The 24,889-nt window shown below is 59.6% G+C and carries 16 protein-coding genes and 2 pseudogenes; 14 read left to right on the plus strand and 4 right to left on the minus strand.

The features are described from left to right. Positions 1–295: 295 nt before the first annotated feature. Both SMC3_RS02540 and SMC3_RS02545 read left to right on the plus strand, forming a co-directional pair. Positions 296–2,980 carry a stalk domain-containing protein gene (locus SMC3_RS02540; protein ID WP_119089782.1) on the plus strand — a complete coding sequence of 895 codons (2,685 nt, stop codon included), beginning with the start codon at positions 296–298 and terminating at the stop codon, positions 2,978–2,980. Positions 2,981–3,062: 82 nt separating this feature from the next. Beyond that, the gene (locus SMC3_RS02545; RefSeq protein ID WP_119088138.1) at positions 3,063–4,097 is read left to right on the plus strand and encodes a DMT family transporter; all 1,035 of its coding nucleotides are present in this window, start codon (positions 3,063–3,065) and stop codon (positions 4,095–4,097) included. Here SMC3_RS02545 and SMC3_RS02550 read toward each other — a convergent pair. Together SMC3_RS02550 and SMC3_RS02555 are read right to left on the minus strand one after the other, a co-directional pair. Continuing rightward, positions 4,085–5,005 carry a carbohydrate kinase family protein gene (locus tag SMC3_RS02550; protein ID WP_119088137.1) on the minus strand — a complete coding sequence of 307 codons (921 nt, stop codon included), beginning with the start codon at positions 5,003–5,005 and terminating at the stop codon, positions 4,085–4,087. The two genes, SMC3_RS02545 and SMC3_RS02550, sit on opposite strands and share 13 nt — an antisense overlap. Further along, the gene (locus tag SMC3_RS02555) at positions 5,002–6,015 is read right to left on the minus strand and encodes a pseudouridine-5'-phosphate glycosidase (protein ID WP_119088136.1); all 1,014 of its coding nucleotides are present in this window, start codon (positions 6,013–6,015) and stop codon (positions 5,002–5,004) included. Before SMC3_RS02555 ends, SMC3_RS02550 begins: the two co-directional genes overlap by 4 nt. Positions 6,016–6,230: 215 nt before the next feature. Between SMC3_RS02555 and clpB the strand changes: the two genes are divergently transcribed. The 9 genes and pseudogenes from clpB (at position 6,231) to SMC3_RS09795 (ending at position 20,529) form a co-directional block, all read left to right on the plus strand. Further along, positions 6,231–8,843, plus strand: a complete 2,613-nt coding sequence (clpB, locus tag SMC3_RS02560) for an ATP-dependent chaperone ClpB (RefSeq protein WP_119088135.1) — start codon at positions 6,231–6,233, stop codon at positions 8,841–8,843. A gap of 73 nt (positions 8,844–8,916) precedes the next feature. After that, positions 8,917–11,757 (plus strand): excinuclease ABC subunit UvrA, encoded by a 2,841-nt coding sequence (uvrA, locus tag SMC3_RS02565; protein ID WP_119089783.1) that lies wholly within the window; start codon positions 8,917–8,919, stop codon positions 11,755–11,757. 473 nt (positions 11,758–12,230) lie between these two features. Beyond that, the gene (locus SMC3_RS09350) at positions 12,231–13,925 is read left to right on the plus strand and encodes an ice-binding family protein (protein ID WP_165846523.1); all 1,695 of its coding nucleotides are present in this window, start codon (positions 12,231–12,233) and stop codon (positions 13,923–13,925) included. 235 nt (positions 13,926–14,160) lie between these two features. After that, entirely contained in the window at positions 14,161–15,054 is an 894-nt protein-coding gene (ftcD, locus tag SMC3_RS02590; RefSeq protein ID WP_119087852.1) for a glutamate formimidoyltransferase, read from the plus strand. A gap of 26 nt (positions 15,055–15,080) precedes the next feature. Beyond that, a complete protein-coding gene (gene hutI / locus SMC3_RS02595; RefSeq protein ID WP_119087853.1) occupies positions 15,081–16,379 on the plus strand; it encodes an imidazolonepropionase in 1,299 nt (432 codons plus the stop codon). 70 nt (positions 16,380–16,449) lie between these two features. After that, complete coding sequence (gene gcvT / locus SMC3_RS02600) at positions 16,450–17,571, plus strand: glycine cleavage system aminomethyltransferase GcvT (RefSeq protein WP_119089784.1); 1,122 nt, start codon at positions 16,450–16,452, stop codon at positions 17,569–17,571. 158 nt (positions 17,572–17,729) lie between these two features. Continuing rightward, positions 17,730–18,744 (plus strand): annotated as a pseudogene (locus tag SMC3_RS09680) (pyridoxal phosphate-dependent aminotransferase). A 16-nt stretch (positions 18,745–18,760) separates the two neighbouring features. Further along, positions 18,761–19,591: a transketolase gene (locus SMC3_RS02610; protein ID WP_119087855.1), complete on the plus strand. Its 831-nt coding sequence runs from the start codon at positions 18,761–18,763 to the stop codon at positions 19,589–19,591. 1 nt (position 19,592) lies between these two features. Further along, positions 19,593–20,529, plus strand: a pseudogene (locus tag SMC3_RS09795) (transketolase family protein). Positions 20,530–20,668: 139 nt separating this feature from the next. On the opposite strand, the gene SMC3_RS02620 reads toward SMC3_RS09795, so the two are convergent. Together SMC3_RS02620 and SMC3_RS02625 are read right to left on the minus strand one after the other, a co-directional pair. Further along, positions 20,669–21,568 carry a nucleotidyl transferase AbiEii/AbiGii toxin family protein gene (locus SMC3_RS02620; RefSeq protein ID WP_119087857.1) on the minus strand — a complete coding sequence of 300 codons (900 nt, stop codon included), beginning with the start codon at positions 21,566–21,568 and terminating at the stop codon, positions 20,669–20,671. After that, complete coding sequence (locus SMC3_RS02625; RefSeq protein WP_165848273.1) at positions 21,565–22,179, minus strand: type IV toxin-antitoxin system AbiEi family antitoxin domain-containing protein; 615 nt, start codon at positions 22,177–22,179, stop codon at positions 21,565–21,567. The genes SMC3_RS02620 and SMC3_RS02625 overlap by 4 nt, the downstream gene beginning before the upstream one ends. 455 nt (positions 22,180–22,634) lie before the next feature. Between SMC3_RS02625 and SMC3_RS02630 the strand changes: the two genes are divergently transcribed. The 3 genes from SMC3_RS02630 to SMC3_RS02640 all read left to right on the plus strand — a co-directional run. Continuing rightward, the gene (locus tag SMC3_RS02630; RefSeq protein WP_165846524.1) at positions 22,635–22,853 is read left to right on the plus strand and encodes a ribbon-helix-helix protein, CopG family; all 219 of its coding nucleotides are present in this window, start codon (positions 22,635–22,637) and stop codon (positions 22,851–22,853) included. Beyond that, positions 22,850–23,098 carry a type II toxin-antitoxin system RelE family toxin gene (locus tag SMC3_RS02635; RefSeq protein ID WP_119087860.1) on the plus strand — a complete coding sequence of 83 codons (249 nt, stop codon included), beginning with the start codon at positions 22,850–22,852 and terminating at the stop codon, positions 23,096–23,098. The genes SMC3_RS02630 and SMC3_RS02635 overlap by 4 nt, the downstream gene beginning before the upstream one ends. 229 nt (positions 23,099–23,327) lie before the next feature. Next, positions 23,328–24,889, plus strand: a 1,562-nt coding sequence (locus SMC3_RS02640) for a hypothetical protein (RefSeq protein ID WP_133299372.1), incomplete at its 3' end; no start/stop codon positions are given.

Genomic DNA, 24,889 nt, shown 5'->3' on the forward strand with positions numbered 1-24,889 from the left:
CATGTTGTTTTCATATCTACGCCCTTTGTCCTATCCCCCTTCACCGGGGGTTTTTGCATATCTGGGCACCATCTCCGTCCTTTCCGTTCCTCTCCGTCATTCCCCCGAGCACTTTATTCCCATGCGAGGGGTGCTTCTCCGCGAATGCGGGAATCCATGCGTCTGTTCAGGAACGCCTTCTTCTTGGAGTGGTCCACAACTGTGGATGCTCTTGCAGTGAGAAACGAAGTGACTAGAGTGTTCGGAAGGAAAAGTCGCTTGGCATTGCGAAATCATCAGAGATCAGGGGGATTTTGTGAAAAGGTGGAGAGCCGGAAAAAGGGATTGGCATTCGTGGGCTCTTGGTAGCACGCTTATCGTCTTGTTTCTAGTGCAGCTACTGATTGTACCTCACGCAGTGCGGGCTGCTACTGCGATCAACGATGCGGCTAGTACCAATGAAGACGTCGCCGTGACAATCAGGGTACTGGACAACGACAGCGGGTCAGGTCTGAAGGTTGCATCGGTGACAGCCCCCGGCAACGGGAGTGCCGTCATTTTGGATGAGTCCGCAGATACCATCCGCTACACGCCGACATCCAACTGGAACGGAACCGATACCTTCACCTATACCGTGACAGAGGGTAGCGCTCTTGCTTCCGCTACGGTGACCGTTACCGTGATCGCTGTCAACGACGCACCGTCTTTCACGAAAGGTGCGAACCAGACGGTTCTTGAGGACTGCGGTTCCCAGGTCGTTCTTGGCTGGGCCACGTCCATGACCGCCGGCCCTGCCAACGAGTCCTCTCAGACTCTGGCCTTCGTCGTCATGAATGACAACAACAACCTCTTCAACCTCCAGCCGGCGGTGAACTCCGACACTGGTACCCTGATCTACAGCCCTCTTCTCAACAAAAGCGGTTCAGCAACCGTCACTGTCCTTCTCCGGGATAATGGTAGCAAGGAGAACAATGGCGTGGACACATCTCCTCGACAGACCTTCACCATTACTGTCGGTCCCGTCAACGATGCCCCGTCCTTCACGAAGGGTGCTGACCAGACAGTCCTGGAGGACTGTGGAGCACAAACGGTCAGCGGGTGGGCCACTGCCATGAGTGTCGGTCCGGTCAACGAGTCCCCGCAAGTTCTGACGTTCACGATCACCAACAACACCAACACCACACTATTTAGCGTGCAGCCAGCCGTTGCCGTGAACGGCACACTGACCTTTACCCCTGGCGTTGCCGCGAACGGCACGGCGACCCTGACACTCACGCTTACGGACGATGCCACGAGGGGCGGTGCGGCTCTCACAACCGTGCCCCAGACCTTTACCATAACGGTCACGGCTATCAACGACGTCCCGTCCTTCACGAAGGGTGCTGACCAGACAGTCCTGGAGGACTGTGGAGTACAAACGGTCAGCGGGTGGGCTACTAACGTTAGCGCTGGTCCTTCCAACGAATCCGGCCAGACCCTCAACTTCATCGTCACCAATGACAACAGCGCTCTCTTTGCTGTCCAGCCTGCCGTCAGCCCCACCGGAACCCTGACCTACACCCCCGCACTCAACATGAACGGTTCTGCCATCGTGACTGTCCAGATTCATGACGACGGCGGCACAGCGAATGGCGGCGTGGATACATCCACACCTCAAACGTTCACCATCACCGTTACCGCGGTAAACGACCCGCCTGTCAACACGTACGCCCTGGCCTATACAGCAGGTGCGAATGGCAGTATTTCTGGTGCGTCTCCGCAGACAGTGAATTATGGAGCAAGTGGAAGCGCAGTGACTGCTGTTCCGAACACGGGTTACCATTTTGTCCAATGGAGTGATGGAAACGGAAACGCCACAAGAACTGACACCAACGTGACGGCGAATATCAATGCCACCGCCAGCTTTGCAGTGGACACGTTTGCCATCACGGCGTCGGCAGGTGCCAACGGTGCCATCGATCCATCCGGCTCCGTATCCGTCAGCTATGGTGGCACTCAGTCCTTTACCATCAACCCCGGCACCGGCTACCACGCCCTGGACGTCCTCGTGGACAGCGTCTCCGTGGGCGCAGTCACCTCGTATACCTTCACGAACCTGACAGAAAATCATACCATCGCAGTCACCTTCACGATCAATCCCATCACTATCAGTACCTACACCCTGACCTATGCAGCAGGTGCGAATGGCAGTATTTCTGGTGCGTCTCCGCAGACAGTGAATTATGGAGCAAGTGGAAGCGCGGTGACTGCTGTTTCGAACACGGGTTACCATTTTGTCCAATGGAGTGATGGAAACGGAAACGCCACAAGAACTGACACCAACGTGACGGTGAACGTCAATGTCAGTGCAAGCTTCGCCATCAATATCAATATCCACAGGTACACCCTCACTGCGAACGTGTCTGGTTCCGGCTCGGTCGCCAAATCCCCCGACCAGCCCAGCTACACCCACGGGACTTCTGTCCAGCTGATGGCAACCCCTGCTACCGACTGGCATTTTGCCGGATGGTCTGGTGATCTGAGTGGCACTACGAATCCCGTGACTATCACCATGGACGTCAGCAAGACGGTCACTGCTACCTATACTCCTCTGCCGCATCCTGTCTCCGGGCACACCATGGTCCTCACGATCGACATCAAGACCATGACTGTGGATAGCGCCAGAGTCGTGCTGGATGCTCCCGCTGCAATCGTCGAAGACCGCACGCTCGTTCCCCTGCGCGCCGTCGTGGAGCATCTAGGCGGCTCCATCGTTTGGGACGCGAAGACCCGTCAGGTTACCCTCAAGGCACGCGGGACAACGATCACCCTCACCATCGGCAAGAGCACAGCGCTCGTGAATGGCAAGTCCCTCGCCATTGACCCGAAGAACAGCAAAGTTGTCCCGGTCCTCTCGTCCAGCCGTACGATGCTCCCCCTGCGGTTCGTGTCAGAGAACCTCGGTTTGCAGGTGGGCTGGGACGCGGAGACCCGTACCATCACCGTCAACTGGGAGGACTAGTCCCTGCTCGGTTCCGATTCTATTAGGGCCGCCATCATGACAGCCCTTTGAGAGGAACCGTGCAGGGCATATACTGGACAGCATGAGAGCAACAACGCAACAGAAGAATGAAGGTCGACCCGGAGGCCGGGCCTGGGCAGGGCTGGTTCTGGCAGTCCTGGGCGTGTCGGGGACGTCGACGTACATGAAGCTGGCGGGCACCGATCCTCTTGTAACGACGTTCTGGCGGCTGGCGCTGTCGACGCTGCTGCTCCTTCCGTTGCAGATGTGGCGGAGGGGTAACACGCTCGCCGGTAATAGACCTGTCCCGAAGTGTAACACTGTTACAGAAACGGGACCCCCCGAGCCTTTCTGTTCAAGACGAGGGGTGGTTGTGTCCCGAAGTGTAACACTGTTACAACAACTACATCTGTCCCCTGTTACAATGCTGGCGGGCGCACTCCTGGCTGTGCACTTCGCTCTGTGGGTGACGTCACTGTCGATGACCTCGGTGTTGTCCTCGCTGGTATTCGTCACGATGAGCCCGCTGTTTGTGGCTGTGTTGGACCTCGTCCTGTTTCGGGAACATACCAGCCCGCTGCTATGGGTGGCTGTCGGGGTCGTGACCGCGGGCGGCGTGTTTATTGGGCTGCGGTCCGGCACGGGTGCCAACCTCGGAAACCTGCTTGCCCTGGGCGGGGCGCTGGCGGCGTCGCTGTACCTTATTGTCGGGCGCAGAGCGTCCCGGGAGATGGATCCCCTCTCCTACAATGTGGGCGCGTTCGGCTGGGCCGCTGTCCTGACGGGCATCGCGTGCGTGGTAGCCGGGAAGCCTCTTCTGCCGCTGTCGGGTACATCGTTCCTGTGGCTCGCGGTAACCGCCATCCTGGGCCAGACCGTCGGCCACGGCCTCATCAATGCTTCACTCAAGTCGTTTCAATCGCAGTTCGTGGCCCTGATGCTGCTGTGGGAGCCAATTCTTGGCAGCCTGCTGGCGTTCCTGGTGCTGGGTGATCGTCCCGGTCCGGCCGAGCTTGTGGGAGGCGCTGTTATCCTGGCCGGGTTGGCTCTGGGGATCATTTCCAGCCGCCGCTCTGGTGCAGCAGGACCGGCGAGCGCTGAGGGTCAGCCACTGTAGCCCAGCAGTTCTTCGGGTTGTGTTCCCTGGAGGTGCACCTTGGTGCCGCTGAAGCGTACGGCAGCAGTAAGCGCAATCGCGGGATCTGACTTCGAGGCAAGCGCAGACAGAAAGGCGGCTGCGAAGGAGTCTCCGGCCCCCGTCACGTCGACGGGCGTGAGCGCGATGCCAGGTGCCGTGATGATGATTTCGTCGCTGCACAGCAGGGCGCCTCGTGCGCCGAGCTTGACCACGATGGTTGCCCCGGTCGATCGGTGGAGTATCCGGGCTGCCTCCCTCGCATCTGCCTCCTGCGCGAGCCAGCAGGCTTCCTCTTCGTTGGGCAGCAGGTAATCGCACAATCGTGCCACTGCAAGGACTGCGTCGCGGCCTATGGAGCTCATAGCGTCGATGCTGGCGGGATCCATGACGACGACCGGTCGTGTGGGGACCGAACTTGTCAGCACCGCCCCGAGTGCCGCCCGGCAACTCTCTTCAAGCAGGCTGTATCCTGAGACGAACAGGAAGTCTCCAGCGGTCTTGCAGGCACTGCGCACGAAGCGTGCAAATGCGGCTGGATCCACCGCTGCGTTGGCACCCCGCTGACGGTACATGTGGTACGAGCCGGCCTCCTGGACGACGCTGACCATGCCTGTCGGGGTGTCGGCGCGGTTGCCGGCGTACGCGATGCCGAGGCGCGCCACGTGGGACACGTACAGGTCTCCTGCGACATCGGTTCCCAAGGTACCGAACAGCTGTACCGGCCGGCCCTGACATCGCAGGAAGAAGGCGACATTTCCTCCTTGTCCTCCGCAGGACAGCATGATATCCGCCTGTGCTTCCTTTCCGGAAAGCGACAGGATAGGCGCCACAGTTGTGGCGTCAATGTTGAGGTCGCCCGTGACGAAGAACATGGGATCAGCGATCAACGTTGCTTCAACAGGGTGGCGATCTGTGTCCCCAGCGCGACGTTGCTCTTGATGAGGGCGATGTTGGCCTCGATGACGCCGGGCAGGTTCTTCTGCATGTAGGCAAGAATGTATGGTGTCATCGCCTTGCCCTCGATCTTCTCTTCTGCAGCCTTCTTGAGCGCAGCCTGCAGCACCTTCTCGTGCTTTGCCGGGTCGACCTGGTCGCACTCGGCGATCGGGTTCGTGACGAGGATCCCAGTGTCGAGGTTCAGGCGGTCGCGTGCCTCCACGATGGCTGCGATGTCCGATGCGCTGTCGACGCGGTACTCGATCGGGATGCCGGAGTCACGCACGTAAAAGGCGGGCAGGGTGTCGGTCTGGTAGCCCAGGACGAGGACGGACATCGTCTCGAGGTACTCCAGGGTGTTCCGCAGGTCGAGGATGGACTTGGCACCCGCGCACACGGTGATGCAGCGAGCTCGCCCGATCACGGGCAGGTCCTGTGAGATGTCGAGGATCTCGCTCATGCCGCGGTGCACGCCCCCGATGCCGCCGGTGACAAAGACGCGAATACCTGCAGCGTCGGCGATGTGCAACGACGCAGCGACGGTCGTGCCCCCGCTGAATCCCATGGCAACGGCGACGGGGATGTCGCGCGGTCCGATCTTCTTGACCCACTTGGCCCGGGCGAGCATCTCGAGTTCAGACTTGGAGAGGCCCACGCGGATCTTGCCCGAGACCAGGGCAGTCGTGGCGGGGATGGCTCCACCCTTGCGGACGATGCTTTCGAGCTCCTGTGCCAGCTCGAGGTTGATCGGGTATGGCATGCCATGGGTGATGATGGCAGACTCGAGCGCAACGACGGGTGTTCCCTTGCGGAGAGCCTCCTGGACTTCCTCGGCGATAACGAACTCCTCGGGATGGGACTCGCTGCGCCTGACTCCCTCGGCAAACCCTCTAGTGACGCTGCTGCTGGTCTTGTGGCCGGTCAGCTGGTCATTCTCGCTGCGCTGCGTTCTTCTCACCATAATGGACTCCTCTGAAGTGTGTTGTAAGCGTCCGCTGGTCCAGTCCTGGACAACTTCCGTGCCCCCGAGTATGTTTTCTCAATACGAGGGGCGTTTTGTTCGGACGGCAATGCTTTTTCATCATATGGGTGCTTGGTATTTGTTCAAGCCCACCGTATACTGAAAGCAGTCCAAGACTCACTCATTGGGAGGTGGACGCCTCAGAGGCGGACAATATGACACTCGACAAGTTTACGACAAAGTCAGCTGAAGCATTGCAGCAGGCGGCGCGGTTCAGCGAAGGCCACGGCAACCAGGCCACCGATTCATTACATCTGCTCCGAGCCATTCTCGATCAGAAGGAGGGGCTCGCGGCTTCCCTCTTCCCATATCTCAACGTTGCGGTCGAAGCGCTATCGTCACAGGTCGAACAGGAAATCGAACGGCTTCCCAGGGTTTCGGGCAGCGTTCCCGTCGGTCAACTGGTCATCTCAGACGACCTGAACACGGTCATCCGCAAGGCTGAGGAGGAAATGACGGCGCTCAAGGACGAATACATCAGCGTCGAGCACCTGCTTATCGCACTGGCTGAGAACAGCCGCTCATGTGGACCATTGCTGAAGCAGGCCGGCGTGACGAAGCAGGCCATCCTGAGCGCGCTGGTGAAGGTGCGCGGCACGGAACGCGTGACGGACCAGGAGCCCGAAGACAAGTATGATGCACTCAAGAAATACGGCCGCGACTTGACGGAGCAGGCGCGTCAGGGCAAGCTGGACCCAGTCATCGGCCGCGACGAGGAGATCCGGCGTGTCATGCAGATCCTCATGCGTCGGACCAAGAACAACCCGGTGCTCATCGGTGATGCCGGCGTCGGCAAGACGGCGGTCGTTGAAGGCCTTGCGCAGCGTATCGTGGCGCGCGACGTCCCTGAGGGGCTCAAGGACAAAGCCATCTTCGCACTCGACCTGGGCGCGATGATCGCGGGCGCCAAGTTTCGTGGGGAGTTCGAGGACCGGCTCAAGTCCGTGCTCAAGGCCGTCACAGCCAGCAATGGGCGCATCATCATGTTCATCGACGAACTGCATACGGTCGTCGGGGCGGGCGCGGCCGAGGGGGCCATGGATGCCTCCAACATGCTGAAGCCAGCGCTCGCGAGGGGTGAACTGCGGACGATCGGCGCTACGACGGTCGACGAGTACCGCAAGATCATCGAGAAGGATGCTGCGCTTCAGCGGCGGTTCCAGCCGGTCCTGATCGGCGAGCCGTCGGTCGAGGATACGATCGCCATTCTGCGCGGCCTCAAGGAACGGTATGAGACGCACCACGGCGTGCGCATCGCGGATGGGGCCCTGGTCATGGCGGCCAAGCTGTCGGCGCGTTACATCACCGACCGTTTCCTGCCCGACAAGGCCATCGACCTCATGGACGAGGCGGCGTCGATGGTCAAGATGCAGCTCGAGAGCATGCCTGTCGAGATTGACGAACTGGACCGCAGACTGATCATCCTGGAGATGGAACGCAAGTCGCTGGTCTGCGAGACCGACGACAAGTCCAAGAAGCGCTGTGCCGACGTCCAGGCGGAGATCGCCCAGCTGAAGGAGAAGGCGGACCAGTTGAAGCTGTCCTGGCGCAAGCAGAAGGACGTCATCGAGGAAGCCGCACGGCTCGGCAAGGAGCTCGAGGAGAAGAAAGTCGCATTCACGAAGGCGACGCGCGAGGGAGACCTCGAGACCGCGGCACAACTCAAGTACGGCGCGATTCCCGAACTGGAGAAGAAGGTCGAGGCACAGCACGACCAGCTCGAGTCGCAGGAGAAGGGCGAAGTCGAACTCAAGCAGTCGGTGACAGAAGAGGAGATCGCGCAGGTCGTCAGCCGCTGGACCGGCATCCCCGTGTCCCGCATGATGGAGACCGAGGTGACCAGGCTGGTCAACCTCGAGGAACGTCTTGCGAAGCGCGTCATTGGCCAGGAGCAGGCAATCCATGCTGTCGCCTCGGCCATCAAGCGGTCGCGGGCGGGCATGTCGGACCCCAGTCGACCTATCGGGAGCTTCATCTTCCTGGGCCCCACGGGCGTCGGCAAGACCGAACTGTCCAAAGCCTTGGCGGAAGTGCTGTTCGACGACGAAAACCGCATGGTCCGCATCGACATGAGCGAATACATGGAGAAATTCAGCGTCAGCCGCCTCGTCGGCGCCCCTCCCGGCTACGTAGGCTATGAAGAGGGCGGGCAGTTGACAGAGGCCGTGCGCCGGCATCCGTACTCGGTCGTCCTGCTGGACGAGATCGAGAAGGCCAACTCCGACGTGTTCGACATCCTGCTGCAGGTCCTGGACGATGGGCGCCTGACGGACGGCAAGGGCCGTACGGTCAACTTCCGCAACACGGTCATCATCATGACCAGCAACATCGGCAGTGACATCATCAGCCGCATCGAGGCAACGCCCGGAACGCTCGCATACGAAGAGGAATACTCGCGCGTCACCACCGTGGTGCTGGAGCATATGAAGACGGTGTTTCGTCCCGAGTTCCTGAACCGGGTGGATGAGGTCGTCGTCTTCAACCCGCTCGGACAGGCTGAACTGGCAGAGATCCTGAACCTGGTCATCGACAAGACCGTGGCCAAGGTGCGTGAGCGTGACATCGAGCTGACGGTATCCGAGGAACTGCGCAGACATCTCGTGACCATCGGCTTCGACCCGGTTTACGGTGCAAGACCGCTCAAGCGCACGGTCCAGAAGGTTCTGGAAGACCGCCTGGCCGATGCTCTGCTGTCCGGCGAGGTCAAGCCTGGCGACAAGGTCCTGGCCGACTACGAAGCTGACCGTGTCGTCTTCCACAAACAGTAACCTGCACCCGCAAATGTGAAGCCCAATGTACCTGGTACAATGGGATTCACAATTCGAAATGAGAGGTCGATGAATGGCTGAAGAAAGTATTTTCATCAAGGGCGCGCGCGTCCACAACCTGAAAGACGTGAGCGTGCGTCTCCCGCGCAACAAGATCATCGTCATCACCGGTGTTTCCGGCTCGGGCAAGTCCTCGCTGGCATTCGACACCCTGTATGCCGAGGGGCAGCGCCGGTATGTCGAGTCTCTCTCTGCCTATGCCCGGCAGTTCATCGGCCTGATGCAGAAACCGGACGTCGACCTCATCGAAGGGCTGTCGCCCGCCATTGCCATCGACCAGAAGTCGGCCAGCAAGAACCCCCGGTCGACGGTCGGCACGCTGACCGAGATTTATGATTACCTGCGCTTGCTGTTCGCGCGCGCCGGCGTTCCATACTGTCCCAACCACAATATCCCCATCACGAAGCAGTCGCCCCAGGAGATCGTCGAGCATGTGCTGGCGGAGTACAAGGGGCGCACCGTCGCCCTGCTGGCGCCTGCGGTGGAGGGACGCAAGGGCGAGTACCGCAAGCTCATCGAGGACGTCCAGCGCAAGGGGTTCGAGAACTATCGTGTCGATGGTACGGAGTACAGCGTCGACGATCCCATCCCGAGCATCGACAAGAAGCGCAAGCACACCATCGAGCTTATCGTGGACAAGCTGCTGGTCACCGCGGACGAACGCACGCGTCTGTTCGACTCGGTGGAACTGGCGCTCAAGGAAGGGAACAGCGTGCTCAAGGTCCTGGACCTGGCGACGGGCAAGCTGGACTTCTTCTCGAGCACCTTCGCCTGTCCCATCTGCGGCTACAGCATCCAGGAGATCGAGCCGCGCCTCTTCTCGTTCAACTCGCCCTACGGCGCGTGCCCGACGTGTACGGGTCTCGGTTTTCAGCTGGAACCGGACATCGACATGATCGTCGACCGCGACAAGTCGCTGGCTGAGGGAGCCATCCAGATCCCCGGCTTCCTTGCCGCGTCGACCTTCAGCAAGGACTTTGTCGTGCAGGCGCTCCGCTTCCGCGGGTACGACCCGGACCAGAAGGTTCGGGACCTGCCGCCGGGCGCCATGGAAATCGTCCTGCATGGCGACAAGGAACGCATCCCGGTCCACTGGGAGGACGGCGCAGGGCTCGACCACGTCTACAAGTTCCACTGGGAAGGGCTCATCAACCTGCTGGCACGCCGGTATGAAGAGACGACCTCGGATGCGATGAAGGAGGAGTATGAGCGCTTCATGCTGCAGAAGGACTGCCCGACCTGTCATGGCAGGCGCCTGAAGCCCGAGGCGCTGGCTGTCAAGCTGGCCGGTCTCAATATCAGTGAGGTCACCGACATGTCAGTCGACCAGGCGTCGCAGTATGTTGCGCAGTTGCCGGGAACCATGACGGAGACGCAGCGTACCATTGCCAAGCAGGTCCTGCGGGAGATCAACGAGCGACTGAAGTTCATCCTGGACGTGGGCCTCGGGTACCTGACGCTCTCGCGCGCATCGGCGACACTCGCCGGTGGTGAAGCACAGCGGCTGCGCCTCGCGACACAGGTGGGCAGCAAGCTGGTCGGCGTCCTCTACGTGCTGGACGAACCGTCCATCGGCCTGCATCCGCGTGACAACGAGCGCCTCCTGAGCACCCTGCGTGAACTGCGCGACCTGGGGAACACGCTGGTCATCGTGGAACACGACGAGGAGACCATTCGCACCGCGGACTACCTTGTCGACGTGGGCCCGGGGGCCGGCGAACATGGTGGGCGCATCGTGGCTGCGGGCAGCCTGGCAGATATCATTGCCGAGCCGACGTCGCTGACGGGGCAGTACCTGACGGGCAAGCTGTCCGTCCCGCTGCCCAAGACCAGGCGCAAGCCCAATGGCGAGCACCTGCTCATCACGGGCGCGACGGAGCACAATCTCAAGAACATCGACGCGGACATCCCCCTGCACATGTTCACCTGCATCACGGGCGTCTCCGGCTCCGGCAAGTCCACGCTGATCAACGACTGCCTGTACAAGGGGCTGGCACGCGAGCTGTACCACGCCAAGGATCAGCCCGGCCACTATGAGAAGCTGACGGGTGTCGGATACATCGACCGCGTCATCGTGGTTGACCAGGGGGCCATCGGGCGCACACCACGCAGCAACCCGGCCACCTATACGGGGCTGTTCACGCCCATCCGCGAGGTCTTCGCGCGCATGCCCGAGGCGAAGGTGCGCGGGTACCAGCCCGGCCGGTTCAGCTTCAACGTGAAGGGCGGCCGCTGTGAGGCCTGCGAGGGCAACGGGTTCACCAAGGTCGAGATGCAGTTCCTGCCGGACGTCTATGTGCCCTGCGAGGTGTGCCACGGTGCGCGCTTCAACTCTGAGACGCTGGAGGTCCGCTACAAGGGCAAGTCCATCGCCGACGTGCTGGAGATGTCGGTCGAGGAAGCGCTTCAGTTTTTCGACGCGCACGCGCGGCTCAAGCACATGCTGAAGCTGCTGGACGCCGTCGGGCTCGGGTATATCCGTCTTGGCCAGAGCGCCGTGACCCTGTCGGGTGGCGAGGCTCAGCGCATCAAGCTAGCCTCCGAGCTGGGCAAGCGGACGGCTGGAAAGACCCTGTACATCCTCGACGAGCCGACGACCGGCCTGCACTTCGCCGACGTCGAGAAGCTCGTGGGCGTTCTCCAGGAGCTGACCAACAAGGGTAACACGGTCATCGTCATCGAGCACAACCTGGAGGTCATCAAGAACGCCGACTGGGTCATTGACCTGGGCCCCGAGGGCGGTGACAAGGGCGGACGTATCATCGCGACCGGTACGCCTGAGGAGATCGCCCGCAACCCCGATTCGCTGACAGGGCAGTTCCTGGCGCCCAAGGTCCTGCGAGCTCAACGTTAGCGCTGCTCGCGCGGCAACGTGGCCCCGGTCTATGGACTGGGGCCACTTTCATTCCAGGCGATGCAACCTTTTGGCACCAACTGGGATATCATAGTAGAGAGGTAAGGGCATCGAAGGCGACAGCATGTGAACGCGATTTCGCGTCGCCCGCATGAGACTCTTGACTTTATTGTTGCGGATTCCATACTTGTTATAGAGTATTTTCAACTGCTGAACGGAAACTGCTTCGTCGCGTGCTTCGTAAAGGAGTCAATGCATGACAAGCAAGGATCGAAGGTTTGGTGGAGTGTTCCTGTTCGTTACAGGGCCCATCTCGGTTCAGTTATCCGGAATCTGCGGCAGGTCTTCCATAGCTGACGACACTGGATAGTCGCCTGCACGTTCCGTTCATCCGAGGCTTGCGTGGACTGGGTTCCACGGCGCTGCCACCGTCATAGGCGCTGACAGCTCATCCGAAAGGGGAGGAATACGATATGAGAAAGGCTCTACCAGTTTTCATCGCAGTATGTCTCGTCCTGTCTCTGTGCGCCGGTGTCTTCGCGCCAGTACCCGAGGCAAAGGCGGCCGGTCCAGCAGCAGTAAATCTTGGAACGGCGGGTAATTTCGCGATCCTGGCAAAATCAGGAATCTCAACCACTGGAACTACCCACGTGACCGGAGATATTGGAGTGAGTCCAATCACCGCGACCGGTATGACCGGATTTGCCTTAGTAGCTCCTCCGACTACATTTACAACATCGGCTCTAGTGACTGGAAATGTATATGCAGCCGACTATGATCCTCCTACTCCAACGTACATGACCACGGCTGTCAGCGACATGGAAACAGCCTACACCGCTGCTGCCGGAGTGACGGCCCCTGCTCCTGTTGTCGAACTGGGTGCTGGCAATATTGGTGGGATGACCCTCGCCCCTGGCGTCTACAAATGGAGCACCGGTGTTATCATACCAACGGATGTCACCCTCGCGGGCGGCGCAAATGACGTCTGGATTTTCCAGATAGCGCAAACTCTCGACTTGAGCAACGGTATCCATGTTAATCTGAGCGGCGGTGCACAGGCCAGCAACATCTTCTGGCAGGTCGCCGGCCAAACGACACTTGGAACGACGTCTGTCTTCAATGGAAATATATTGGATCTAAAAGCGATTGTGCTGAACACCGGCGCAACGCTGAACGGCAGGGCGCTCGCACAGACCGCAGTTACGCTCGATGCCGCTACCGTTTCGGCTCCTGTGGTAGCTCCTGCTCCTGAGCCAACTCCCAGGCCAACTCCTGCTCCTGCGCCCGCACCAGTTCCTGCACCAGTTCCTGCACCAGTTCCTGCACCAGTTCCTGCACCAGTTCCTGCACCAGTTCCTGCACCCACCAACACGGTGTATCATCAGACATTCTTCATCGGCTATCCGGACGGGACGTTCAAGCCGGACCAGAACGTCTCCAGGGCGGAAGTCGCTGCAGCGCTGACTCGTGCTCTTGGTCTCGGCTGGTCCAACACCGCACCTTCCTACCCGGACGTCCCTGCGACTCACTGGGCAGCAGGAGACATCCAGACCATGAAAGACGAAGGCATCATGATCGGTGACACCTCAGGAACGTTCAGGCCTGATGCGCCCATCACCCGTGCTGAGGCAGCAGCAGCCCTCCTGCGGATGCTCAAGGTCGCGCCGATCCAGAACCTGACGGCCTCTTCCTTCACGGACGTCCCTGTCACCAACTGGGCAGCTGGATACATTGAAGCCATGCAGAAGAACGGGTACATCACCGGGTATCCGGATGGGACATACAAGCCCACCGTCAATATCCTTCGTTCAGAGTTCACCGCAATCGCCGACCGTACGCTCGGCCGTGAGATCGGTAACTCTTCACAGGTCACCGGACTGGCTGGAGGTGTTGTCTGGCCGGACGTCCCTACAACCCAGTGGGCGTATCTCTACATCCTTGAAGCTTCGACCCCTCATACGGTGGCAAACGCAGTTAAACTCGACCGTACCATCGTCCTCACGTCAAAGACGATCCCGCTCTTCTCTGACGGTGCGTCGGCTGTCACCATTCACAAGGTGGGAGACGTCCTGACTGCCATCGTCCCTGTCGACGGCCTGCTTCCGAATGGATCTGTCCCTGCCGCTCGCACGGTCACTGTGGCCATTACCATCAAGCTTAAACCCTGACATTCAGGGAATCCTGACACTAGCAGAAAACAGCAGGTAGTGATGAAGGCCCCGGCGGGCAACCGCCGGGGCCTTTGTCTATCAAGGGGACGAGACCCTTCATGGAGAACTGGTGTGAGACGTGGACGCAGCATTGCAGGCTCCAAGTGGCCTTATTTCCTTGCGGTGCCCGGTGAAACCGATATACTAATGATGCACTGTATTCAGGGTCCTTTGACATGAGCGGGAGTGCGACGTGAACAAGGTCATAGAATGTGTTCCCAACATCAGTGAGGGTAGGGACGCAGACAAGATCAAGACTATTGCCGGTGTCATCGAACGACCGGGAGCGAGACTGCTGGACCTGTCGTCCGACCCCAATCACAACCGGACCGTCATCACGTTGGCAGGTGAGCCCCAGGCTGTCGCCGAAGCAGCATTTGACGTAGCCAGAGCGGCAATTGCAAGCATCGATCTGACGCACCATCACGGAGAGCACCCTCGTATGGGCGCCGTGGACGTCATCCCGTTCATTCCTGTCGGCGGCGTCACGATGGCGGAATGCTGCGAGATTGCAGAGCAGGTCGGCAAGCGTATCGGTCAGGAGCTGAACGTGCCCGTGTACCTGTATGCCGAGTCTGCGAGGGTACCACAGCGCCGCATGCTGCCTACCATCCGTGAAGGGGAGTTCGAGGGCTTCGCGGAGAAGATTAAAGACCCAGCATGGCAGCCGGACTTTGGCCCTGCGGAACGTCATCCGACTGCGGGATGTGTCGCCGTGGGCGCGCGCAACTTTCTGATTGCGTACAACATTGACCTGGACACCAGCGATGTCACAATCGCCAGCCGCATAGCGAAGACCATGCGCGAGTCGTCGGGCGGTCTCATGAACGTGCAGGCCAGGGGTATCTTCCTCGAAGACAAGCAGAGGGCGCAGGTGTCGATGAACATCCTCAACTTCGCCACGACGCCACTGTGCCGCGTGTTTGAGCTGGTCAAGATGGAGGCCGCGCGCTACGGCGTCGGCATCGTCAACAGCGAACTCATCGGTCTGGCTCCGGCACAGGCGTTCATGGACGTGGCATCCTACTATCTTCAGTTGCCGGGGTTGAGCAGGGACGCCCTGGTCGAAACACGAATCTACGAGTAGTGTCAAAAGCACGGGAGGAGAACGTCATGGCACAGCCGATCATTGCAGACCTGGTTATCCGGAATATTGGTGAGCTGCTTACAATGAAGGGGGTGGACGATCCGATCGTTGCACCTGCCGTGGCTGACCTGGGCATCATCAAACGTGGCGAGGTCGCCGTCAAGGACAGGAAGATCCTCTACGTGGGTCTCAAGGACGGCGGTTCCTACATCGTGGGCCCGCAGACGATGATCATCGATGCCGAGAACAAGGTGGTCTGTCCTGGGTTCGTCGATTCTCACACCCACGCCATCTTCGCCGGCACGCGCGAGGATGAGTTCCTCATGCGCCTGCAGGGCAAGACGTATGCCGAGGTTCAGGCCGGGGGCGGTGGCATCGTGAAGACGGTCCGGGCCACGCGCATGGCCAGTGAAGAGAAACTGCGGGATGCGCTCAAGCGCAACATCTTCAAGCTGTCGCGCTATGGGTCGACCACAGCGGAGATCAAAAGCGGCTATGGGCTGAACACCGAGGAGGAAATCAAGCTCCTTCGCGTCATCAAGGAAGTCGCGCTTGAGACCGACATCCTCATCGTTGCCACACTTCTGGGAGCGCATGTCGTCCCCCCCGAATACGTTGTCAGGCGCCACAAATACGTGGAACTCGTCGCGAGGGACATGGTCCCCATGGTGCACGAGAACCATCTGGCGACCTTCGTCGACGTGTTTGTGGACGAGTCAGCATTCACGATCGAAGAGGCTCGCGTCATCTTGACGGCTGCCCGTGACCATGACATGCCGCGCAAGCTCCATGCCGACGAGATGGCGGATGACCACGGCGCCGAGCTGGCAGCCGAGATGGGATGTGTCAGTGCCGATCACCTCGTCTGGACCAGTGAGAAGGGCATGAAGGCCCTGGCGAAGGAGGGTGTTGTTGCGACACTCATGCCGGGCACCGTGCTTTCGCTGGGACGTACGAAGTTTGCGGACGCGCGTGCGTTCATCGAACATGGCGTTCCGGTCGCTCTTGCAACAGACTACAATCCGGGGACCTGTATGTGTCCCAACATGCTGCTCATCATGGCGCTGGGATGCCTGCACATGAAGATGACCGCCGAGGAAGTCCTGGTCGCAGCGACCATCAACGGTGCCGCCGCTGTGGGTCGCGGCATGCAGACCGGTTCGCTGCGCGAGGGCAAGGACGCTGACCTGCTCGTCCTCGACATTGATACCTACAAGGAGATCCCCTATCGTTTCGGGGAGAACTTCGTCCGGTACGTCGTAGCAGGAGGAGGAGTTATCAAGGCTCCCAAGGTCTTCAAGAAGAAGTACTTCCAGGAAAGTTAGCGCGCACTATCCGGGGCAGACCCGTCAGAGGGCGCCTGTCCCCCAGCAAATCGAAGCAGAGGAGAAGAACATGGCAAACGTCTTGCGTACGCCGCTGTACGACGAACACGTGAAGCTCGGGGCAACGATGGTCGAGTTTGCGGGCTACGAGATGCCGATCCAGTACACGAGCATCATCGAAGAGCACAAGGCCTGCCGCACGGCCGCGGGACTGTTTGATGTCTCGCACATGGGCGAGATCGAGGTCGAGGGACCGGATGCCGAGAAATTCGTGAGCTATGTCTCCACATGGAACGCGGCCCTGCTCGAGCCGTACGAGATCAAGTACGCCGAGTTCCTGTATCCGGAAGGGACGGTCGTCGACGACTTCTTCATCTACAAGTACAGTGCGACGAAGTTCCTGCTGGTCGTCAACGCCGGCAACTACGACAAGGACCTTGCATGGGTCCTGGACCACAAACAGGGAGATATCACCATCACCGGAGCGACGGCCAAGTATGCCGAAATAGCGCTGCAGGGACCAAAGGCCGAGGATATCCTGAAAGGCATGACCCCCGCGGACATCGTGAGCCTGAAGTACTTCCAGTTCCTGGAGACCACGGTTGCCGGCCGCAAGTGCATCGTGTCGCGCACCGGTTACACGGGCGAGGACGGGTACGAGATCTACTTCGCTCCTGCAGAAGCATCATATCTGTGGAATGCCATCCTGGACGCCGGCAAACCGTTCGGCCTGGTCCCCAACGGACTGGGCGCGCGTGATACGCTGCGCTTCGAGGTGTGCTACTGGTTATATGGCCATGACCTTGACGACACGATAGCGCCGCTCGAATCCGGGCAGAACTTCGTGATCAGCTGGGACCATGACTTTGTGGGCAAGTCCGCACTGCTGGCCATGAAAGAGAAGGGTGTCCCGCGCAAGTGGATCGGCGTGAAGATGAACAGCAGGGCCATCCCGCGCAACGGGTTCGACTGCATGGCAGGTGATACGGCAGCGCCCGTCAAGATCGGCTACGTGACTAGCGGCAACTACTGTCCGACCCTGGGTGGCTCCTATGCCCTGTGCATGGTCGAGAAGGACGCCGTCAAGGTTGGCGATACGGTCTATATCCCGATTCGTGGAAAGGCTGAGTCAGGTGTCGTGGTCAAGCGGCCGTTCATGCAGCCCAACGCCGGACACAAACACGACAAGTAGACAGGCACACCATCGCGCGTGAGCGCTGAATAATCTGCAGGGAGGTACAGGACATGCTGAATGTAACGAAACGTGTGCAGAGGGCCGGCGGCGAAGGAGCCTTCGTCGTCATGGCCAAGGCACAGGAACTGGAACGTCAGGGCAAGAGCATGATCTATATGCAGATTGGCGAACCCGACTTCAATACCCCCGAAAACATCAAGCAGGCCGGTATGCGGGCGATCGAGGAGAACTATACGCACTACGCACCTACCATGGGTCGGATGGACTTCCGCAAGGCGATCGCCGAGTACATCAGCAGGACCCGTGGCCTTCCGGTCACGGCCGAAGAAGTGCTGGTCACCCCCGGCGCCAAGGATATCCTCTACTCGGCGTGCATGACCCTGCTCGAGGACGGCGATGAGGCAATCTACCCCAATCCCACGTATCCCGTCTACGAGTCCTGTATCAACATGTCCGGCGCCAAGGCCATTCCTCTCCCTATCCTTGAGGAGAAGGACTTCGGCTTCGACCGCGACACCTTTGTCAAGCTGGTCTCGCCGCGCACGAAGCTTGTCGTCATCAACTCGCCCGCGAACCCNNAAGAAGTACGACTTCTATGTCCTGTCGGACGAGATCTACTCGCGTCTGGTGTTTGAGGGCGAGCACTTTTCCATCGCCTCGCTCCCCGGCATGAAGGAACGCACGATCATCATGGACGGTATGTCCAAGACCTACGCCATGACCGGGTGGCGCCTTGGCTACGCAGCCGGCCCGCGTGAACTCATCGAGTGGATGGCCAAGGTCGTCGCCAACACGGCGTCGTGTACCGCCACGTTCACCCAGATTGCCGGGATCGAGGCCCTGACCGGCCCGCAGGATGATGTGGAAACGATGCGACAAGAGTTTCTGGCCCGTCGGGAGATCATCGTCGACGGACTCAACGCCATCCCCGGTGTCACCTGCCGCAGGCCGCATGGTGCCTTTTATGTCTTCCCCAACGTCAAGAGCTTTAACCGCTCATCCCAGGAGATCGCTGATCATCTGCTGTACAACGCCGGCGTCGCCTGCCTGGCGGGAAGCAGCTTCGGCTCGTTTGGCGAGGGCTACCTCCGCTTTTCCTACGCTACGTCGCGCGAGAACATCGCTATAGCGCTCGGCCGTATCCGCACAGCCTTGGCCGAACTGAAGTAGGAGCGAACAAGCAACCATGGAAACACTGCTGACGATCCAGGAGCTGAAGCATCTTGCGACCGAGATCCGCAAGGACACGCTGCGCTCCATCACGGCGGCCGGCTCCGGACACCCCGGGGGTTCCCTCTCCGCCGCCGACATCATGACGGCCCTGTACTTCCGAGTGGCCAACCTTGCCACGCCCACCGACCCGAACCGTGACCGCATCTTCTGGTCCAAGGGGCACATCGCGCCACTGCTGTACACATTGCTTGCCTACAAGGGCTTCTTCCCCAGGGAAGAGCTCATGACGTTGCGCAAGCTCGGCTCACGCCTCCAGGGGCACCCCAAGAAGGGGAGCCCGCCCGGTGTCGAGACGTCGGGTGGCTCGCTTGGCCAGGGGCTCTCCATCGCCGTTGGTGCAGCATATGCCGCCCGGTACGACAAGCTGCCGGTCCGCGCTTACTGCCTTACGGGCGACGGCGAATTACAGGAGGGCCAGATCTGGGAGGCACTGATGGCGGGTGCACACTTCAAGCTGGACAACCTGTGTGCCGTCATCGACAACAACGGCCTGCAGATCGATGGCAAGTGTTCCGAGGTCATGTGCATCGACGACGTCGGCGCCAAACTGCGCGCGTTCAACTGGCACGTCATCAGCATCGACGGCAACAATATGGAGCAGTGCGTGAACGCGCTGGACGAGGCGAAAATGGTCAAGGGGCAGCCCACGGCCATCGTTGCACATACCATCAAGGGCAAGGGCGTCTCGTTCATGGAGAACGTTGTCGGCTGGCATGGCAAGGCGCCGTCGCAGGACGAGCTGGCCCAGGCCATCCGCGAACTGGACGCACAGGAGTGTGAGTGACATGGCGACTGCACACAAGGACGTTTGCGGCACCCTCGAGGGCAAGGCGACCCGCTTCGGTTACTCTGATGGCCTGCTGATCCTGGGGAGGACAGACCCGCGCGTGTTCGTGCTCGACGCCGACCTCGCCAAATCCACGACCAGTGACCGCTTCAAGAAGGAGTTCCCCGACCGGTTCATCGACTGCGGCATCGCCGAGGCGGACATGGTCGGCATCGCCGGCGGGCTGTCGCTGATGGGCAAGGTCCCGTTNNACGGTCGCTTATGGCGAGCTGAACGTGAAGATCGTCGGCGCACACGGCGGCATCAGTGTTGGTCCCGACGGGGCGACCCATCAGGCGCTGGAAGACCTGGGCACCATGCGTATGCTGCCGCACATGATCGTCATCAACCCATGCGATGTGAACGAAGCCCGTAAGGCCACGCTGGCGGTCGCCGCCATGCAGGGCCCGGCGTTCATCCGGCTGGGTCGGGAGTCGGTGCCGATTCTCACAGACGACACCACGCCGTTCGAAATCGGCAAAGGCATCACGTTCGAGGACGGCGATGACGTCACGATCGCCGCGACCGGCTACATGGTGTACGAGGCGCTGCTCGCCCACGAGGAGCTGAAGAAACAGGGCATCCATGCCCGCGTCCTCGACATCCACACCATCAAGCCCATCGACCGCGAGTTGCTGTTGCAGGCGGCGCATGAGACGAGTGCCGTCGTCACGGCAGAGGAGCACCAGGTCATGGGTGGGTTCGGTTCTGCGGTCGCCGAGGTGCTCGTCCAGGACTGCCCCGTGCCCATGGAGTTCGTCGGCATCAAGGACCGCTTCGGCGAGTCCGGCACGCCCGACGAACTGCTGACGGCCTTCGGTTGTCGCCACACGGACATCGAAGCCGCGGTGCATCGCGTCCTGCAGCGGAAAACCAATTCTGTCGTTCCCGCGTAGGCGGGAATCCATTCCTTCCCGCCCCCCTCCGTCATTCCCCCCCGAGCATTTCTTTCGAATGCGAGGGGTGCTTTCGGCGTAGGCGGGAACCCATGTACCACCCTTGCCTATTTACCAGCTGATTCCTCTAGCTCCAAGATCAAGATCTTTCTACTGACCGTTTCGGGAGTTCGCCAAGCACTCGCAGGTAGAACGACCCTACGTTTTCACATGCCTCTTCCATATTTGTCGAAATGCCGCATTCGCTGGCCATGGCAGCGAAAGGGGTTGCCCACGAGCTGGGCGGAGCACCGAGCGCTATGGGAAGGCGGGGTTGTCCGCGTCTGCGGAAAACACTGATGAGAGTGTCGAGAGTCTGGGCCGGATCGAGTGTGCCGTCCTTCAACAGTAGCACCATGTCCACAAGATCCTTGACGCGGCTGTTGGGGTGGTCGACGTCTCTGGGCGTCGCGTAGGCGTGCAATTTCTCGGCGAACTGCTGTTCTCGAGAAAGGACGGGTACCATCGCAGCGGCAACGCCCGCGAAACCCAGCCAGTCTTTGAGCACAATGGTCTGAAGAGGCATTACAATGGTATCCCCGATCGCTACGTCCAGATGAAATGTCAGAAACGGTCTGCCTCCGACCCTGCTCTCAATGGGGAAGCGTGCTCCACCGTATGGTAGCCCTTCCATCTCCATCATTGGGTGTCCTACGGCAAACGCGAAGTAGTCATGTGCATCCATTGCGGCAGATGTTCTGAGAAAGGCCATTGCTGTATCAACAGGAGTAGATCCGGGCGTATCTTCGGGCGAGGTCCTGAGGACGAGGTCGAGGTCGCGAGTGGATCTGGCAATGTCGAGCTCGATTTCCAGTGCATAGCCTCCTTTCAGGGCCCATCGCTCGTGATCCTGTATGGCCAGGCGTGACAGGAATCGATCGAACGCGACTCGTCGCCTCAGGCGTTGCAGGTCGATATCTTCGGTAGTTGCGCGATCTTTCAGTCGTGCTTCGAGAGCGATGCGAAAGGCGCTGCCAGACCCATAGGACTGCGGATTCATGACTTCTTCAGGGTTCGTCGCAGTTGAGCTGTCAGGGAGATGACCGGTGCCCACTCTGGTGTTGACATGAGCTCGGTGGGGTCGACGAGGCCTCGGTGTACAGCTTGGACGGCTGCTTCCAGCAGGAGCTCGTCTGACAGCATCCTGCAGTCGGCCAGGTCACGCAGGGACCGCAGTGGGCGTGTGACGCTGTACCCCTCCATCTGTTCGACATCGGATTCAATGAGCAGTCCACGGTGGATAATGAGGATACCGGGGTGCAGTCCCCGGCGTCTAAACGTCGGAGACACCATCATGTGCAGTTTTGACGGGTTCACGTCAGAGAGGTTATAGACCGACAGTGCGGTCGCATGGGAGTAGGTGCCCTGAGGCCGACCTGACCGGTCGCGCGACCACAGGCTCCACAGGACGAGATCTGGACGGTCTGTTGGTGGATAGTCCGTCAGACGATAGATACCACGGGCCTCCCTCTGCCAGTCGCCCCGATGTACGTGATAGGCGCATAGTGCAGAGTCGTAGCCGGCGGTGTGAGCCTGCACTGTCGTGAAGTACCCTTGCTGTGTTACCAGTATGTCATAAAGCCGCTTGCGTGAGGAAGCTGGATCATTCATCTCGTCTGCACCATACCTTAACTGAGTTAAGGTATTGTACAACAGGATCATTCATGTGCAACTCGATTGGGGTCAACTCGTAAACTGCGGCCAAAGCGGTACGTTCAACGGTGAGACAAAGCAAGGACCGTGTCCCCGCCTCCCTCCGTCATTCCCCCTGAGTATGTTAGTTCAATACGAGGGGTGTAGTTCCCGAATGTTTCTGTCGGGAACGGGAATCCAGTCTTGCCACGACATATGGGTCCCCGCATCCGCGAGGATGACAAGATAGTTAGTCCGTCATTCCCGTCCCCTCCGTCATTCCCGCGAAGGAGGGAATCCATCCTTTCATCTTGTCGGATGTACCACCCTCGTCTATTGAGCAGCGGATCTCAAAGGCAGTTGTTACCTCTTGACATTTGCTGCACATGTAATACAGTGTCGTACGTATGAAACGAACAAAGGGAGGCTACACCATGGCGATTGAAGAAGTTATCTCTCTCCGCGTCGAGGGGGACTTGAAGAGACGAGTCGATGAAGTTGCTCGCCATACAGGACGGTCGAAGGCATGGGTCATCAGGAAAGCTGTCGACTTGTACCTTGAGGATATCGAGGACATCGAGATGAGTGAGCAGCGCCTTGCTGATCCGAAAGACAACGTCATCTCCTCTGATGAGTTGATATCGCGTCTATGACCATCTCTGCGAAGGAGAGCGTCAGGAAAGACCTGGAAGACCTTTTTGATAAGTCCGAGGACCGGCGCCGCGTATGGTCTGCGGTCGTAAAGGCGATAGAGGCTGGCAAGTATGAGCACCTGAAAGGCAACCTGCGAATGTTCTATCGTGTCCGCGTGGGCAACTACCGCGCAGTCTTCACCCGGATCACCGGCGGTGTACTCGTCACCCGCGTTGCCGACCGGAAGGACGCGTACAAGGAGTGACTTTTCTGTCATTCCCACGAAGGTGGGAATCCATCTTTGCCACGACGTATGGGTCCCCGCATCCGCGAGGACGACAAGATAGTTAATCCGTCCTGCCCGCCGCCTTCCGTCATTTCCGCATCCGCCCGTCATGGAAAGGCAAACAGGACATCAGTGAAACGGTTGGCACACTTTGTGTATACTACATGGTGGAAGAAGTACTCGACCATGTCGCAAAGGAGATTACCTGATGAAGAAATCCCTGTCTGTATTCGTTGCTCTTGTCATGGTGCTCAGCCTGTTCGCAGGCGTCGGCGCCCGTTCGGCAAGGGCAGATGTGACGCTCACCGTGACGCCATCCGGCAACTTTGTCGGCGGCATTGATGCCAGGGGTGCAACGCCCGTTGATGCTGTTGGTACTGTTGCAAGTATCACTGACGGCACTCACGCTGTCGTAGATGTGACCAGGGTAGGCGCCGGCAGGTTTGGCGCAACACCCAATGTCAGCGTTCTTCGAGCTACTGTGGCGACGTCTACCGATCCAGACTGGGCCACATCAGGGGACCAGTCGATCACTTTTGGCGGGGGCTACACATTCGTTCCCGGCGATAGCATTACTGTTGCTGCTGCGACTACCAATGGCGCCGGCACGATCATCTCCTGCAACACCCCGACAACGCTGGCACAGGTTCATGTGACGACCGCTGCTGTCGGCGCCATTGGTCCTGCTATCAAGAAAACTGTTGGCACGACCTTCTCCACCGATCTGACCTGGGAGATTGCCGGCAGTCACACGATCGCATTCACCACTACTGCAGGGCTGAATGCTCTCGACGTCCTTGATGTCTCCATGGTCTGGGCAGTTGCAGAAGTTCCAGCGGTGGCTTTCTTGATGCTCGGTGGTGCCGTTACTGCCGGGAACGTGGCAAGCGCCACATGGCAGGATACTACGGGAGCATCCCACACTGCATCCTATACGGTGGTGGCGGGCGACACCCTCGCAACGGTTACCACTCGGTTGATAGATGCCATAAACGCAGTGGCTGGCGCCAACATTATCGCAACCAATGCCAGCGCCTCAGCGATTATGTTGACACAGAGGGTCGCCGGCACTGTGGGCAATGGCAGGAAGCTTACAACCGGCACGACTGCCATCGCCGCTACTCTCACTATTCGCACGCTTGGTGGACTGACTTCGCCGGTCTTAGTTGAAATGGGCAAGACTGTTCAGCTGGTCGCCGTTGATCCCACTGGCGCTATTGTCACTGCTACATGGACGTCCAGCCTGCCAGCAGTCGTAACTGTCAATGCTGGTGGATTGATGACGGCAATGAGGGATTCAGGGGTCGTGCTGATCACTGCCAGCCATGGTATATACACCGGTTCGTTTGTGGTCATTCCTATTTCTCCGCAGACGATCACCAGGCTTGCCGTGGGTCTCGTTCCTGCCCGCCTCAAGGTAGCTGGTCAGCAGCAGTTTGGGGCTATTGGCGCGAGTACGGCGTATGGTAGCCTGGATTATACGACGCAGGCAGTCTGGACAGATACACTTCGTGTCGCTGCTGTTTTCAGCGTTGCGCCGGCACAAGGTCTTCTGACATACAGAGCAGCTGAAACCGGCACTGTTTCTGCTCACGCTGCCGGCCTGACGACGACGGTCACAGTTAAGATCAACGACGCCGGAGCCGTGACGATCGTGAAGGTCCATGTCGTGCCTGTTGTGCCGAAGAGGGTTGTCGTCCTGACTATTGGCAGCGACATTGTGATGGTTGATGGTCGCGCCACCATTGTCGACGCTGCACCTGAAATCGT

This window comes from Candidatus Cryosericum hinesii (assembly GCF_003570985.1).
In the GTDB taxonomy this organism is placed as follows: domain Bacteria; phylum Caldisericota; class Caldisericia; order Cryosericales; family Cryosericaceae; genus Cryosericum; species Cryosericum hinesii.

Coding starts and splice junctions, on each gene's coding strand:
- SMC3_RS02545 (WP_119088138.1), top strand. CDS start 3,063: ATGAGAGCAACAACGCAACAGAAGAATGAAGGTCGACCCGGAGGCCGG.
- SMC3_RS02555 (WP_119088136.1), bottom strand. CDS start 6,015: ATGGTGAGAAGAACGCAGCGCAGCGAGAATGACCAGCTGACCGGCCAC.
- clpB (WP_119088135.1), top strand. CDS start 6,231: ATGACACTCGACAAGTTTACGACAAAGTCAGCTGAAGCATTGCAGCAG.
- uvrA (WP_119089783.1), top strand. CDS start 8,917: ATGGCTGAAGAAAGTATTTTCATCAAGGGCGCGCGCGTCCACAACCTG.
- SMC3_RS09350 (WP_165846523.1), top strand. CDS start 12,231: ATGAGAAAGGCTCTACCAGTTTTCATCGCAGTATGTCTCGTCCTGTCT.
- hutI (WP_119087853.1), top strand. CDS start 15,081: ATGGCACAGCCGATCATTGCAGACCTGGTTATCCGGAATATTGGTGAG.
- gcvT (WP_119089784.1), top strand. CDS start 16,450: ATGGCAAACGTCTTGCGTACGCCGCTGTACGACGAACACGTGAAGCTC.
- SMC3_RS02610 (WP_119087855.1), top strand. CDS start 18,761: ATGGAAACACTGCTGACGATCCAGGAGCTGAAGCATCTTGCGACCGAG.
- SMC3_RS02620 (WP_119087857.1), bottom strand. CDS start 21,568: ATGAATCCGCAGTCCTATGGGTCTGGCAGCGCCTTTCGCATCGCTCTC.
- SMC3_RS02625 (WP_165848273.1), bottom strand. CDS start 22,179: ATGAATGATCCAGCTTCCTCACGCAAGCGGCTTTATGACATACTGGTA.
- SMC3_RS02630 (WP_165846524.1), top strand. CDS start 22,635: ATGGCGATTGAAGAAGTTATCTCTCTCCGCGTCGAGGGGGACTTGAAG.
- SMC3_RS02635 (WP_119087860.1), top strand. CDS start 22,850: ATGACCATCTCTGCGAAGGAGAGCGTCAGGAAAGACCTGGAAGACCTT.